Source organism: Gluconobacter sp. P5B12, from assembly GCF_018812035.1.
In the GTDB taxonomy this organism is placed as follows: domain Bacteria; phylum Pseudomonadota; class Alphaproteobacteria; order Acetobacterales; family Acetobacteraceae; genus Gluconobacter.
This window is the reverse complement of sequence record NZ_JACRVV010000006.1, coordinates 130158-143063: the sequence shown is the minus strand read 5'-3', so window position 1 is coordinate 143063 and position 12906 is coordinate 130158. Positions and strand designations below refer to the sequence as shown.

Below are 12906 nucleotides of genomic sequence, written 5' to 3'. Positions count from 1 at the left end.
TCACAACAGGTTATGTTGTGAATGCAACAATTTTTTTGTGTTTCTGAACGCGTTGAAAACAAGAGATCAAGATCCATGGCTTCCCAGATGAAACTCGCCGCATTTCTTCTCCCTACTGGCCATCATGCGGCGGCTTGGCGTCATGCTGGATCTGCCCCTGATGCAGGAAGCAATTTCAAGCGTCAGCTTGAACAGGCACGCCTAGCTGAACGGGGATTATTTGATGCCGTGTTCATCGCAGATTTTACAAGCTCCATCGACGAAGCCACAATCGATGGCTTCCGCAGAATGACATATGCAGCATCTTTCGAACCTTTAACGCTTCTTGCCGCGCTTGCTGCCACAACAGATAAGATTGGCCTGATCGGCACTGTCAGCACAACATACTCTGTCCCCTATCACCTCGCCCGGCAGTTCCTCTCACTTGACCAGATCAGCGGCGGACGTGCCGGATGGAACCTTGTCACAACGGCTAACGTCAAGGAATCCATTCACTACGGACGTCCGAGCCATGTCCCACATGCGGACCGTTATCGTCAGGCCCGAGAGTTTGCACAGATTGTAGAAAATTTCTGGGATAGCTGGAGCGATGACGCCTTCCTGAGGGACACAGAAAGCGGCGCCTTTTTTGCGCCAGAGGGCCGACGTCCTTTCGACTTCAAGGGCGAGTTTCTCTCTGCAGCGGGTCAGATCGATATTCCCCGCTCGCCACAGGGCAGACCCGTTCTCGTGCAAGCGGGCTCTTCCGAACCGGGGCGCCAACTGGCTGCGGAAACCGCAGAAATGGTTTTCACCGCACAGCAGGACATTCAGGAAGCAAAAGCGTTCCGCCTCGATCTCCACCGCCGTATGAGGGAAATTGGGCGAGACCCCGCATCCCTGAAAGTCATGCCAGGCGTCTATCCGCTTGTAGGACGCACACAGATGGAAGCGGAAGATCTGAGGGCTGAACTTGACGAACTTACCCACCCTGACGTCGGGCTATTTCTGCTTGGCGGCATGACAGGCACAGATCTCCGTGGCCTCCCCCTTGATGCCCCCCTTCCAGAGGCCCCTGCCGACTTCAACGGAAACCGTAGCCGGCAGACACTGCTCGTAGAAATGGCCAAGAAGCGCAACATGACCCTGCGCGACCTCTACCTCGAAGTCAGCGGCGCTCGCGGCCATTGGTCCATTTATGGTGGCCCAAAGGAGATTGCAGATCAGCTTGAAGAGTGGTTTGTGGAGGGCGCGGCAGACGGGTTCAATGTCATGCCTCCCATTCTGCCGCAGAGCCTTGAAACGTTTGTGGATCATGTGGTGCCAGAACTTCAGAGACGCGGCCTGTTTCGCACAGCCTATGAAGGCTCCACCCTGCGCGAGCATCTTGGCCTGAAGCGCCCGGCTCCCGGCGAGACCCCATGAAGTCAACTTTTGCGCTTTTAACCATGGCAGGCCTGAGTCTGGGCACGTCTGCGCTGGCTCAGACGCGCGACACAATGAGCATTGGCGTCTCTATTGAGCCGCCTGGCCTGGACCCGACCCGCAGTCCAAGTGAGGCCATCGGCACAATCACATACAACAATGTCTATGAGGGCCTGACCTGGCTGGACCGCGACGGGCACGTCCAACCCCTGCTTGCACGGGATTGGACTGTCTCAGATGAAGGCCGCGTTTATCATTTTACTTTGCAAGAGAACGTCCATTTCCATGATGGAACGCCCCTCACCTGTGACAATGTGCGGTTCTCGCTGCTGCGTGCAGGGGCGACTTCCAGTACAAACCCCGACCGTACGTTTTTTACAAACATAGCGGATGTAAGCTGCCCTAATGCCACCCACGCAGATATCACACTCAGAAAAGCCCATGGCAGCTTCACCTATGAGCTTGCGTGGAATGATGCCTCCATCCTGTCACCCTCATCTGCAGACAAGAACGCCAGCCATCCCATAGGGACAGGACCGTTCTTCTTCCAAGATTGGCAAAGAGGCGATCACGTCACGCTGTCTCGTAATTCCGAATATTGGGGAAAAGCGCCAGCCCTGAAAACGGTGACGTTCCGGTTCATGCCTGATCCGCTTGCTGCCAGCAATGCGCTTCTGGCGGGGGAACTGGATGCTTATCCCTCATTCCCTGCCCCTGAAATTCTTGGCCGTTTTGCAGGAAATCCTAACATCAAGGTCGTGCGCGGGACCTTCCCGTTCAAAGCCATTCTGGCACTGAACAATGCGCGCAGGCCATTCAATGACCTACGCGTACGTCAGGCTCTTGCCTACGCTATCGATCGAAAAGCCCTCATTCAGGCTGGGGCCGATGGAGACGGGACAGTCCTGCAATCTCATATGGCTCCCAATGATCCAGACTACACTGCACTCCCCGATCGGTACCCATACAATCCGGAACGTGCACGGGAGCTTCTCAAAGAGGCTGGCATCAAACCGGGAACACAACTGACGCTCTCTTACCCGCCCATCACCTATGCTCGCGATACGAGCGAAATCGTTGCCGCTTACCTGGAGCAGGTTGGCCTGATCGTCACGTTGCAGCCGTTGGAATGGCCATCATGGCTGGGCCGTGTTTTTGGCCAAGGCTCTTTTGACATGACAGTCATTGCCCATACAGAGCCGCATGACATCGGGATCTACGATCGGGACAATATCTACTTTCATTACAAGAACCCGCAGTTTCATGAGCTATTCGAACAGTATGAAGCCAGCGACAATGCGGAGGATCGGCATCGACTTTCTGTCGCACTGCAAGATCGCCTCGCACAGGATGAGCCCAACGTCTTCCTGTATTCCCGCCCTCGGGACACCGTTCTGAACCGGCATATCTCAGGCTTATGGATCGACCAGCAAATCGCAGCCTGCCCTATGGCAGATGTGACGTGGCAACCATGATGACCAATCTTGCCTCTGCCATTTCAGGAAGACTGGTGGTTCTCGCAGTCGCCAGTGTGATCGTGTTCGCTCTGTTGAACCTCCTTCCGGGAGATCCTGCCACAGTGATGCTTGGGCTGGATGCAAGCCCGGACAGCATTGCGGCTCTCCATCACCAGCTAGGCCTCGATGCTTCCCCCGCAACACGGTATCTGCGCTGGATTTCTGGCCTGATGCACGGAGAGGCTGGAACGAGTTACACCTATGATGTCCCCGTTCGTGGACTGATCCTTGAGCGCTTCCAGAGCACCCTCCCTCTGATCCTGCTGGCTACGGGCCTCGCTCTTCTCATTGGGTTACCCACGGGAGCCATCGCAGCCACTCATCGTGGAAAAGGTCTTGATCTTGCCGTCATGGCGACGTTGCAGTTCCTCAAATCCATTCCGGATTTCTGGCTGGCCATGATGATGACGCTGCTGTTTTCCCTGACGCTCCACTGGTTTCCGGCAGGAGGATTTACGGGCTGGAACGCAGGATTTTTCACCGGACTGCGCGCTCTTTTCCTGCCCACAGTCGCACTGGCCATCCCCCAGGCAGCCATCACAGCACGCTTCATGCGCTCCTCTCTCATCGATGTTCTGAATCAGGACTTTATCCGGACAGCACGCGCTCAAGGCTACAGCCGCACGGCCGTTCTCTGGAAAGTCGCCATCCCGAATGCATTGATTCCGGTTCTAACCCTGATCGGCATTCAGCTTCCCGTTCTGGTGACCGGAGCAATTATTGTCGAAAGCGTGTTCAATATTCCCGGCTGCGGAAAACTTCTTCTGGAAGCCGTGAACCAGCGTGACATTCCGGTCGTACAAAACCTTGTCATGCTGATTGTCGCGGGTGTCCTGCTGCTCAATCTGGCACTTTCCATCATTGTTCGCTGGTTGGACCCGCGTCTTGCAGGAGAAAGTGCATGACCTGGCTTCGCACGAACAGGAGCCTAATTGCTGGAAGTGCCCTTCTTCTGGCGTGCCTTGTCCCAGCAACACTTACATGGATCTGGCGGGGTGGCCGCTCTCCTCTGATTGATATCGCGCATCGTTACGCTCCGATTTCTTTCTCTCACCCACTGGGAACGGACCCGTTCGGACGTGACATTGCGAGTTATGTCCTGACAGGGGCTTTCAACAGCACGGTAATCGCCGTGATTGCGGTGACACTTGCGACAGTCATTGGGACAGCCTTGGGGCTCGTTGCGGCTTACGGCGGTTTGCGCGGCAAAGCCGTGATGAGCACAGCAGATCTGGGGCTGGCTTTTCCCCCTATTCTGATTGCCGCCATGCTCGTCACAGCGCAAGGCGCCTCTGCCACTGGCGAAATTCTTGCTATTGCACTTTTCGGCATCCCAGCCCAGATCCGGATTACCCGACAGGCCGCACACTCCATTCTTGTGCTCGATTACATTGCAGCCGCCCGCATGGCAGGACTTAACTCAATCGATACGATCCTTCGCCATGTTCTTCCGAACATCGCGCCTATCCTGATCGTTCATGCCTCGACCTCTCTGGCGTTGGCCATTCTCTCAGAAGCCGGCCTATCCTACCTAGGGCTTGGGGCACCGCCCCCTCAGCCGGATCTGGGACGAACGCTCGCATCTTATCAAATCCATATTTTTGACCATCCCCTGCTTGTTGCAATTCCGGGTGTAACCGTGATGGTTCTGGTGCTCGGGTTTAATCTGCTTGGCGACGGCCTGCGTGACCTTCTGGAGCGCCCTTTCAATCGACTGAAAGGACAGCCGTCATGAGCCGCCTTCTTTCCGTTCAAAATTTGTCAGTTCGTGCTGGCTCCGCAGCCATTTTGCACCCTTTGTCCTTCACCATAAACGCTGGTGAAACGGTCGCTGTCACGGGAGAATCTGGTTCGGGAAAATCCACGCTTGCCCGTACGCTTATGGGATTGCTCCCCGATGGCTTTGAAACGTCAGGTCAGGCTCTGTTTGAAGAGCAGAACCTCATTTCTCTTCCGGAGCACCAGTTTCGAAGCCTGCGCGGTCAGAAGGTTGCCATGGTTTTTCAGGAGCCCATGACCGCGCTTAACCCAATCCGGCGGATTGGTCAGCAAATCGGGGATACGTTCCGACTGCACACCGCCATGACAGGTCGCGAAATCAAAGAGGCCGTTCATCAGCTTCTGGATCGTGTTGGCCTCAATCGCGCAGGGGTTTCAGCCAGCGACTACCCTCACACGCTGTCAGGCGGTCAGCGACAGCGTGTGCTCTTGGCTATCGCAATCGCATGCAAACCAGCACTGCTGATTGCTGACGAGTTCACAACCGCACTGGATAGCCAGACCCAAGCCGAGGTCATGGATCTGGTCCAGGATCTCGCTTCTGAAAATCAGATGGCCATTCTAATGATTTCCCATGATCTGGGCCTGATCCGCCATAAAGCCCGTCATGTTCTGGTTCTTCAACACGGGACACTCGTGGAAAGCGCAAAGACGGAAACACTTTTTTCAGCACCTCAGCACCCATACACGCGTGCTTTACTGAGCATGTCCCTGCACGGAGTGAACCATCCGCCGCTGACACGCCTTCCAGTGCCAGAAAAACTGGCGTCTGGGGTGGAGCCATGAGCCATCTTCTGGAAGCCATGAATATCCGGTACGATGTCGCAGGCTGGGGAACATCGCTGTTTCGCCCCCAGAAACTGAAGAGCATTCTACAAGATGTCTCGCTTCACGTAGATAAGGGCGAAACACTGGGGCTCATTGGGTCCTCAGGGAGCGGAAAATCCACGTTGGCTCGTATCCTAACGGGTTTAGTCGGTGCTAAAAGTGGCCAGATCTTCTTTGAAGAACAGGATATTACGTCCATCACCGGCGCTGCCCGACACCGCTTCAGACCACACATCCAGATGATTTTCCAGGACCCCCAAGGAGCTCTGGACCCTCGGAAAACCGTTGAAAAAATCGTCGCAGAACCTCTTTATCAGACCGGTTTGAATGCTGAAGAGAGGAATCGCCGTGTTCTTGACGTTCTGGCCGACGTGGCTCTGCCGGAAGACGCCATCAGCCGCTATCCAAGGGAATTTTCGGGTGGCCAGAGACAGCGTATCGCAATCGCCCGTGCGCTTGTAACCCGGCCTGATGTTATCGTGGCAGACGAGGCTGTTTCGGCGCTGGACGTCTCCACTCAAGCCATCGTTCTGAACCTTCTGCTGGATCTGCAAGAGCGTCATGGGTTGTCATATATTTTTGTTAGCCATGACTTGGCTGTAATCCGACACATTTCACATCGTATTGCTGTTTTAGATGGTGGGAGAATTGTCGAAACGGGGCCTACAGCGGACGTTTTGACGCACCCTCAACACCCGACAACCCGTGCCCTCATTAACGCTAGCCTCTGAAATCACACCCGCCATGACTTCCAGAATCCGCCATAATCTCATCACGGACATTCCCGGTATTCGCGTCGGAAATGTGCGCAATGTTCAGCAAAGAACTGGCGTGACGGCGCTTATGTTCGACCGGCCAGTTGTCGCCTCAGGCAGCTTTCTTGGCGGAGCCCCTGCCCTTCGGGAAAATGCGCTTCTGGAGCCAGAAATGCTGGTGGATGGCATTCACGCCATCGTGCTCTCCGGTGGATCGACGTATGGTCTGGATGCAACCGCTGGTGTTCAGGCCTGGCTGAGAGAAGAGTTTGACGCTCTTCCTACGCCGGACGGCCAGGTCCGCGTGCCTATTGTGGTGCAGGCCAGTCTTTTTGACCTTGTAAACGGCGGGGATAAGGACTGGGGGCGATACTCGCCTTATGCGGAACTGGGCTATCAGGCCGCACAAACAGCATGTCACGGTCCCTTCAAACTAGGGACCGAAGGTGCCGGAACCGGCGCAACCACCGCGACCGTGAGAGGGGGACTTGGATCAGCCAGCGCCATAACCTCCAGCGGGCACACCGTCGCAGCGCTTATGGTCGTCAATGCTGTCGGGACGGCCACAGTTGGAGACGGACCGCACTTCTGGAGCGCGCCTTTCGAACAGGACGCGGAATTCGGAGGGCTCGGTTACCCGCCACATCTGACAGCAGATGACCTCAAACTCCGCATGAAGCCGAATTACGTCGCTGGAACCACAATCGGCGTTATTGCAACTGATGCCACCCTGACGAAAGCGCAAGCCAAACGGCTGGCCATTCTGGCGCAGGATGGCGTCGCACGTGGCGTTTTCCCCGCGCATCTTCCGCAGGACGGAGACGCAGTGTTCGGCATCGCTACAGGCGCTGCACCTGCGCCCGCTTCCATTGAGGAGTGGACCGAAATTCTGCATACGGCCACGCAGGTCACAGCCCGAGCGATCGCGCGCGGCGTTTATGAGGCATCGCCCTTGCCAGGCGCGCCCACTCGCCCCACGTGGCAGGAACATTTTGGGAGGAATACCAGCCATGACTGAGACACTTCCACCAGCAGAAACATTCTTCCGCGTTCCAGGCCGCAGGCTTGCCATATCTTCAAAACAGACTGGAAGCGACACAACGCTCTTTTTCGTGCACGGATTGGGCGGGAACCGTCAGCAGTGGCGGCTGCAGTGGGACCGGTTTTCCAAAGAGCCCGTCAATCTCGTCGCATGGGATGCGCTTGGACATGGCGAGAGTGCGCGCTCCAAGCATGAACAGGTTTTTTCCAGTCAGTTTTCGGTACAAGACCTTGCCGCTGTTCTGGAAGCTTTCCCCTCCCGCAAACGCATCATCGTCGCTCATTCCTTTGGGTGCCGCATCACGCTGGAATGGATTTCCGGATTACTTGCGGCTGGAGAGGACATACCCGTTGATGGCCTCATTCTGTTGGGTCCGGCATCTCTTGTCCCGTCCCTGAAGGGGCCGATGTTTGGAAACTGGATGGACCGACTGCCCTTCTGGCTTGCCTCGTTTGCAAGACCGGCTTTACAGGCGCGCTTCGAAAAGCTCGCATGGGCTCCAGATGTAGATCCAGAGATACTCAAAACCGAGCGTCAGGCGACGAAGCGCAACAGCCTGTTCATGATCAATGCTGTCCGTTCAGGTGCGGCCCCGGTCAATACGGAAATCCTGCGCCGTTTTGACAAACCCGTGCATATTCTTGCAGGTCAGAACGATGGCATCGTACCCCTGACGGAAGTCAAGAAAGTGCATGATTTTCTCCCCAACAGCACCTTGGATATCCTGCCAGCCTGTGGTCATCAAATCATGCTGGAACAGCCTGTTATCGTAAACCAGTACATTGAAAAAGAACTTCAGCGACTTTCCTCCTCTCCGGGAGAGGCGCCATGACTCAGGACGTTCTGAACAACGATATTTCTGCTGACCAAGCGTCTACGATCGCTGGCATCAATGATTTTATCCTTGGTTACCTTGGATATGACCTGCGTCTGGTCAAAATTCTCGAAGTTGCAGACCAGTCAGAAGACTGCCTGGCGAACACCTATGCCGGGCTGCTCTGGATGCTGTCTGAAACAGGTGATGTCCCCTCAGAAGCGCGCCGATATCATGAACGCGCAGCTCAATCCGTTACGAGTGCCCTTCCGCGTGAAAAGCTTCTGTTTTCAGTTCTGGAGGCCTCTATTGGTGAGGACCCAGAGGCTATTATTCGCCTGACAGATTGTATTCTCGCCCAGTGGCCGCGCGATCTGGTGACGCTGAAACTTCGGCAGTACCACGATTTCATCCGGGGTCGCTTTGAGGACATGCTGGCCGTTGCGTTACGCAGCGAAGATGCCGCCGGAGACGTTGCCGCCCTCCACGGTATGCTGGCTTTTGCCTATGAGCAGTGCCACGATTTGCCTGCCGCTGAGCGTTCTGCCCGCACAGCTCTTGCCATGGATCCATCGGAGCCGTGGGCCCAACATGCCCTTGCTCATGTTTTCCTGACGCAGGGACGCATTGATGAAGGTACTGCGTTTCTTGAAGAGCGGTCTACTGGCTGGAAAACGCTCACTTCCTTCATGGACACCCACCTATGGTGGCATCTGGCTCTCTTTTACCTTGCACGCAATCGGGTAAGCGACGCTGTTTCAGTTTATGACCAGCATTGCTGGACCAGAGAACGCAGCTTCTCACAGGATCAGGTTGGCGCAGTATCCCTTCTGGTCCGTCTGGAGCTGGCGGGAGCTGATGTCGAGGACCGATGGACGGACCTGGCGAACTGGCTCGCTTCACGGCAGGACGATGTCAGTCAGCCCTTTCTGACCCTGCAATATCTTTACGGACTACTTCGCGCCCATCGTCCGGAAGGGCAGCATCTGCTGCGACGTATCGAGGGCCTCTCCGGGCAAAACCTGCCAGACCAGCGAGCATGGGATCTGGTAGGCATTCCTTTAGGCCGTGGGCTGAACGCCTATCTTCACAATGAAAATGCTTCAGCCCTGCTCTCTTTCAACGCTGCGCTTCCTCACTTGCAGGACATTGGTGGCAGCCACGCCCAGAGAGACCTTTTCATTCAAATCCATCAGGACCTGAAGCGGCGCATGTCCCAGGCTTAATCAAGCCCCCACGTCTGCCTTGATCCTGGCTGTAATTTCAAGCGAGCGCTTGCGGCTGTCCTGATCATGAATCGGGACAGCCACCATCAGCTCGTCAGGCTTGTGGCGTTCCAAAAAGCGTTTCAGGTGTCCCGTCACACTCTCTCTGGACCCGGCAAACGTATAAGCCAGTGTCTGCTCAAGCAGCGCCTGCTCCTCTGCCGACCACAACGACAGGATATTGCTGACAGGAGGCGGAAACGCGATAGGCCGTCCGCGACGCAAGGCCATGAAATACTGGTATAGTGACGTCGCCAGGCGCTTGCCATCTGCTTCCTCATCCGCTGCAATGACATTGACTGTCAGCATCACATGAGGCCGCGCGCATCTTTCGGACGGCTCAAACCGTGACCGATAGAGAGCAATGGCCTCTTCCATCTGCGCTGGCGCGAAGTGAGATGCAAAGGCGTACGGTAGCCCCAACTGGGCGGCCAGAACGGCCGAAAACAGAGACGACCCCAAAATCCAGACCGGAACGCGCAGGCCCATTCCGGGAATGGCACGTATCAAATGCGTATCTTCCGCCGCCATGGGCTCGAAGTAATGCAGAAGCTCAACCACATCTTCCGGAAACCTGTCAGGCGCTGACGGATCGCGCCTCAGAGCACGGGCTGTTCTTTGGTCGGCACCTGGTGCCCGGCCCAGACCCAGATCTATGCGGCCAGGAAAGAGCGTCTCCAATGTTCCAAATTGCTCTGCAACAACAAGGGGCGAGTGATTTGGGAGCATGATTCCGCCAGAGCCCACCCGAATACGGGTCGTTGCCCCAGCCACCTGACCGATCAGAATAGCCGTTGCCGCAGACGCAATTCCCGGCATGGAATGGTGTTCAGCCAGCCAGTAGCGATGAAACCCCAGATTTTCCGCTAGCTTGGCAAAATCGATTGTATTCCTGAACGCCTCACGAGGGCCTGCGCCCCGTGTGATGATTGAGAGATCAAGAACAGAAAACGGGATCATTGTGTGGTCCTTGAGGTCAATGCGTTCAGACGTACGGCACCGTAGCACGAACCGACAAAGCCGTAGCCATTGTCACCGTACAGACTCCTGACGCGGCACTTCACTGATGCGTTGCGTTCAAGTTCCCGTCATTCAGGCGCTTCATTACTGTCGGGTCAGGACCAAAAAATGCAGGAATAATTTAAAAATTCACAGCTTCCATATTCTTCAACGCACGCATTTGAGCGATGGTGAAAGCCTTCTGCCGAGATCATGACGCAGACTTTACATCCGTTCTTTGAGGCAATCGGCGTATGGGTCTGAGAAAGTTTCAGTTCTCTGCAGGAGCCTTTCACGTAACGGTTTTTTCTGGTTTCCGCTTCTGAACTGTTTCCTCGTTCTGACAGGGCTGCGTTCCATATGACAACAACCTTTGCCATTCTGCTGGCAACAGCCGCAATCATTGCAGTCGTCGTACTCATTGCGCGTTTTCGTCTGAATCCTTTCATCGTTCTCTTCAGCGTCTCTATTCTGCTGGCTCTTTGCGCGGGTATGCCTGCGGACAAGGTTGTCGCATCATTCGAAGCCGGGGCCGGACACGTCCTCGGGCACGTTGGCACGATCATTGCTCTCGGGACCATGCTGGGAAAAATGCTGGCTGAGTCCGGCGGTGCTGACCGGATTGCCCTGACAATTTCAGAGCGCGCGGGTCGTCAACGGATTGACTGGGCGATGATGGTGATTGGCCTGCTTGTGGGACTGCCAGTCTTCTTCGAAGTTGGCGTTGTCCTGCTCTTCCCGCTCGCTTTCGTTCTTGCAGCCCGAACGGAAACATCGCTGCTGCGAGTGGCCCTTCCCATGGGGGCGGCGCTTTCCGTTACGCACGCCATGATCCCGCCTCACCCGGCAACGCTGCTCGCCCTCTCGGCCTATCACGCCAACACGGGCACAACGATTTTCTGGGGCGTTCTGCTGGGAACACCGATTGCGGCCATCTCAGGCCCGCTATTTGCGCGCTTCATCAGCCCTCGTGTTCTCATCACAGAAAAGAATGCGTTGGCAGAACAGTTTGTACGGCGTGAGATCCCGACAAACCTCCCAGGTTTTACGGTTACCGTCCTAACCATCACATGCCCCGTCATCCTGATGCTGATCGGCTCTTCCGCGGACATGTTTACGACTCCGAGAAGCGCACCAAACATGTTCCTGCACTTCATCGGCAATACGGACATTGCGCTGCTTCTGGCGACCGTCATGTCGTTTTACGTGCTGGGGCTGGCCCGTGGATTTTCGCGGGAAACCATTCTTCGCTTCACCAATGAGTGTCTTGGCCCAACGGCTCTGATCATGCTTCTGGTTGGCGCGGGCGGGGGCTTTGGTCGTGAACTCATTGATAGCGGCGTCTCGAAAGCCATCACGGACGCGGCCGTCAGCGCGCACGTTCCACTTCTCGTGCTCGCATGGCTTCTGGCCGCGATCGTCCGCGTCGCTTGCGGATCTTCTACTGTTGCCATGAGCACGGCCTCCGGCATTGCGGGGCCAATCCTCGCGCACTCGCAGGGCGTATCGCCAGAACTTATGGTGATTGCCACCGGCGCAGGGTCCGTGGCTTTCGGCCCCATGAACGATGCCGGCTTCTGGCAGATGAAAGAATATCTTGGCCTGACAGTGCCGCAGACAATCAAGACCTGGTCAGTTCTGGAAACGATCATTGCTGTTCTGGGACTGGTCTTCTGCGTTGGTATTTCAATGTTCATCTGATCCGCGTTTGCAGAGCGCTGACACAGTAAAGGAAGAAGGATTTTCCATGAGTATATCTCTTTTTGACCTGACGGGACGTCGCGCTCTGATTACGGGATCGTCTCAAGGTATCGGCTTCAGTTTGGCTAAAGGCCTGCAAGCGGCGGGCGCTGAAGTTGTTCTGAATGGGCGGAATGCTTCCAAACTCTCGGCCGCAGCCGAGGAACTGGGAGGTGTCGAGACACTTGTTTTTGACGTGACCGACCATGTAGCTGTTCGAACGGCAGTCGATCGCTTCGAAGAAGATACCGGGCCCATTGATATTCTGGTCAACAATGCAGGAATGCAGCACCGCGCGCCCTTGGAAGACTTCCCACCAGAAATGTTTCAGAAGGTTCTTCAAACAAACCTGACCTCCATTTTCAATGTTGGACAGGCTGTTGCGAGACATATGCTAAGCCGTGGACGAGGTAAGATCGTCAATATCGCTAGCGTCCAGACGGCCCTCGCCCGCCCGAATATCTCCCCCTATACGGCCACCAAGGGTGCCGTAGGGAATCTGACCAAGGGGATGGCAACCGAGTGGGCAAGACACGGCCTTCAGTGCAATGCCATTGCGCCGGGTTACTTCGACACGCCTCTCAACGCTGCGCTCGTAAATGATGCAGAATTTTCAACATGGCTGGAAAAACGCACACCTGCGGGTCGGTGGGGACAGCTTGATGAGCTGACGGGGGCCTGTATTTTCCTTGCTTCCGGCGCATCTTCGTTTGTGAATGGCCATGTTTTGTATGTGGACGGCGGTATCACGGTGTCTCTCTGA

The 12906-nt window shown here is 55.8% G+C and carries 12 protein-coding genes; 11 read left to right on the top strand and 1 reads right to left on the bottom strand.

Annotation, left to right across the window (positions count from 1 at the left end; all coding sequences use genetic code 11):
* Positions 1 to 75 precede the first annotated feature (75 nt).
* The 9 genes from KP702_RS11565 to KP702_RS11525 are packed head-to-tail and all read left to right on the top strand — an operon-like array spanning position 76 to position 9365.
* Positions 76 to 1404 (top strand): LLM class flavin-dependent oxidoreductase, encoded by a 1329-nt coding sequence (locus tag KP702_RS11565; protein WP_202207911.1) that lies wholly within the window; start codon positions 76 to 78, stop codon positions 1402 to 1404.
* The gene (locus KP702_RS11560) at positions 1401 to 2879 is read left to right on the top strand and encodes an ABC transporter substrate-binding protein (RefSeq protein ID WP_202207912.1); all 1479 of its coding nucleotides are present in this window, start codon (positions 1401 to 1403) and stop codon (positions 2877 to 2879) included. Before KP702_RS11565 ends, KP702_RS11560 begins: the two co-directional genes overlap by 4 nt.
* The gene (locus KP702_RS11555) at positions 2876 to 3826 is read left to right on the top strand and encodes an ABC transporter permease (RefSeq protein WP_237390004.1); all 951 of its coding nucleotides are present in this window, start codon (positions 2876 to 2878) and stop codon (positions 3824 to 3826) included. The genes KP702_RS11560 and KP702_RS11555 overlap by 4 nt, the downstream gene beginning before the upstream one ends.
* On the top strand, positions 3823 to 4656 hold the full coding sequence (locus KP702_RS11550) for an ABC transporter permease (RefSeq protein WP_202207913.1): 834 nt from the start codon (positions 3823 to 3825) through the stop codon (positions 4654 to 4656). Before KP702_RS11555 ends, KP702_RS11550 begins: the two co-directional genes overlap by 4 nt.
* Complete coding sequence (locus KP702_RS11545; RefSeq protein WP_202207914.1) at positions 4653 to 5486, top strand: ABC transporter ATP-binding protein; 834 nt, start codon at positions 4653 to 4655, stop codon at positions 5484 to 5486. Before KP702_RS11550 ends, KP702_RS11545 begins: the two co-directional genes overlap by 4 nt.
* Complete coding sequence (locus KP702_RS11540; protein ID WP_215768981.1) at positions 5483 to 6259, top strand: ATP-binding cassette domain-containing protein; 777 nt, start codon at positions 5483 to 5485, stop codon at positions 6257 to 6259. Before KP702_RS11545 ends, KP702_RS11540 begins: the two co-directional genes overlap by 4 nt.
* 13 nt (positions 6260 to 6272) lie before the next feature.
* Positions 6273 to 7301, top strand: a complete 1029-nt coding sequence (locus KP702_RS11535) for a P1 family peptidase (RefSeq protein ID WP_215768980.1) — start codon at positions 6273 to 6275, stop codon at positions 7299 to 7301.
* The gene (locus tag KP702_RS11530) at positions 7294 to 8157 is read left to right on the top strand and encodes an alpha/beta fold hydrolase (RefSeq protein WP_215768979.1); all 864 of its coding nucleotides are present in this window, start codon (positions 7294 to 7296) and stop codon (positions 8155 to 8157) included. The genes KP702_RS11535 and KP702_RS11530 overlap by 8 nt, the downstream gene beginning before the upstream one ends.
* Positions 8154 to 9365 carry a tetratricopeptide repeat protein gene (locus KP702_RS11525; RefSeq protein ID WP_202207918.1) on the top strand — a complete coding sequence of 404 codons (1212 nt, stop codon included), beginning with the start codon at positions 8154 to 8156 and terminating at the stop codon, positions 9363 to 9365. Before KP702_RS11530 ends, KP702_RS11525 begins: the two co-directional genes overlap by 4 nt.
* Here KP702_RS11525 and KP702_RS11520 read toward each other — a convergent pair whose 3' ends face one another.
* Positions 9366 to 10364, bottom strand: a complete 999-nt coding sequence (locus KP702_RS11520) for an LLM class flavin-dependent oxidoreductase (RefSeq protein ID WP_202207919.1) — start codon at positions 10362 to 10364, stop codon at positions 9366 to 9368. It lies immediately after the preceding gene.
* Positions 10365 to 10763: 399 nt separating this feature from the next.
* On the opposite strand from KP702_RS11520, the gene KP702_RS11515 reads away from it, so the two are divergent.
* On the top strand, positions 10764 to 12104 hold the full coding sequence (locus KP702_RS11515) for a gluconate:H+ symporter (RefSeq protein WP_046901908.1): 1341 nt from the start codon (positions 10764 to 10766) through the stop codon (positions 12102 to 12104).
* A 46-nt stretch (positions 12105 to 12150) separates the two neighbouring features.
* Positions 12151 to 12906 (top strand): SDR family oxidoreductase, encoded by a 756-nt coding sequence (locus KP702_RS11510; protein ID WP_202207921.1) that lies wholly within the window; start codon positions 12151 to 12153, stop codon positions 12904 to 12906.

Bases quoted from the DNA above. Each gene is read 5' to 3' on its own strand.
- KP702_RS11565 (WP_202207911.1), top strand. From the start codon at position 76: ATGGCTTCCCAGATGAAACTCGCCGCATTTCTTCTCCCTACTGGCCAT.
- KP702_RS11560 (WP_202207912.1), top strand. From the start codon at position 1,401: ATGAAGTCAACTTTTGCGCTTTTAACCATGGCAGGCCTGAGTCTGGGC.
- KP702_RS11555 (WP_237390004.1), top strand. From the start codon at position 2,876: ATGATGACCAATCTTGCCTCTGCCATTTCAGGAAGACTGGTGGTTCTC.
- KP702_RS11550 (WP_202207913.1), top strand. From the start codon at position 3,823: ATGACCTGGCTTCGCACGAACAGGAGCCTAATTGCTGGAAGTGCCCTT.
- KP702_RS11545 (WP_202207914.1), top strand. From the start codon at position 4,653: ATGAGCCGCCTTCTTTCCGTTCAAAATTTGTCAGTTCGTGCTGGCTCC.
- KP702_RS11540 (WP_215768981.1), top strand. From the start codon at position 5,483: ATGAGCCATCTTCTGGAAGCCATGAATATCCGGTACGATGTCGCAGGC.
- KP702_RS11535 (WP_215768980.1), top strand. From the start codon at position 6,273: ATGACTTCCAGAATCCGCCATAATCTCATCACGGACATTCCCGGTATT.
- KP702_RS11530 (WP_215768979.1), top strand. From the start codon at position 7,294: ATGACTGAGACACTTCCACCAGCAGAAACATTCTTCCGCGTTCCAGGC.
- KP702_RS11525 (WP_202207918.1), top strand. From the start codon at position 8,154: ATGACTCAGGACGTTCTGAACAACGATATTTCTGCTGACCAAGCGTCT.
- KP702_RS11520 (WP_202207919.1), bottom strand. From the start codon at position 10,364: ATGATCCCGTTTTCTGTTCTTGATCTCTCAATCATCACACGGGGCGCA.
- KP702_RS11515 (WP_046901908.1), top strand. From the start codon at position 10,764: ATGACAACAACCTTTGCCATTCTGCTGGCAACAGCCGCAATCATTGCA.
- KP702_RS11510 (WP_202207921.1), top strand. From the start codon at position 12,151: ATGAGTATATCTCTTTTTGACCTGACGGGACGTCGCGCTCTGATTACG.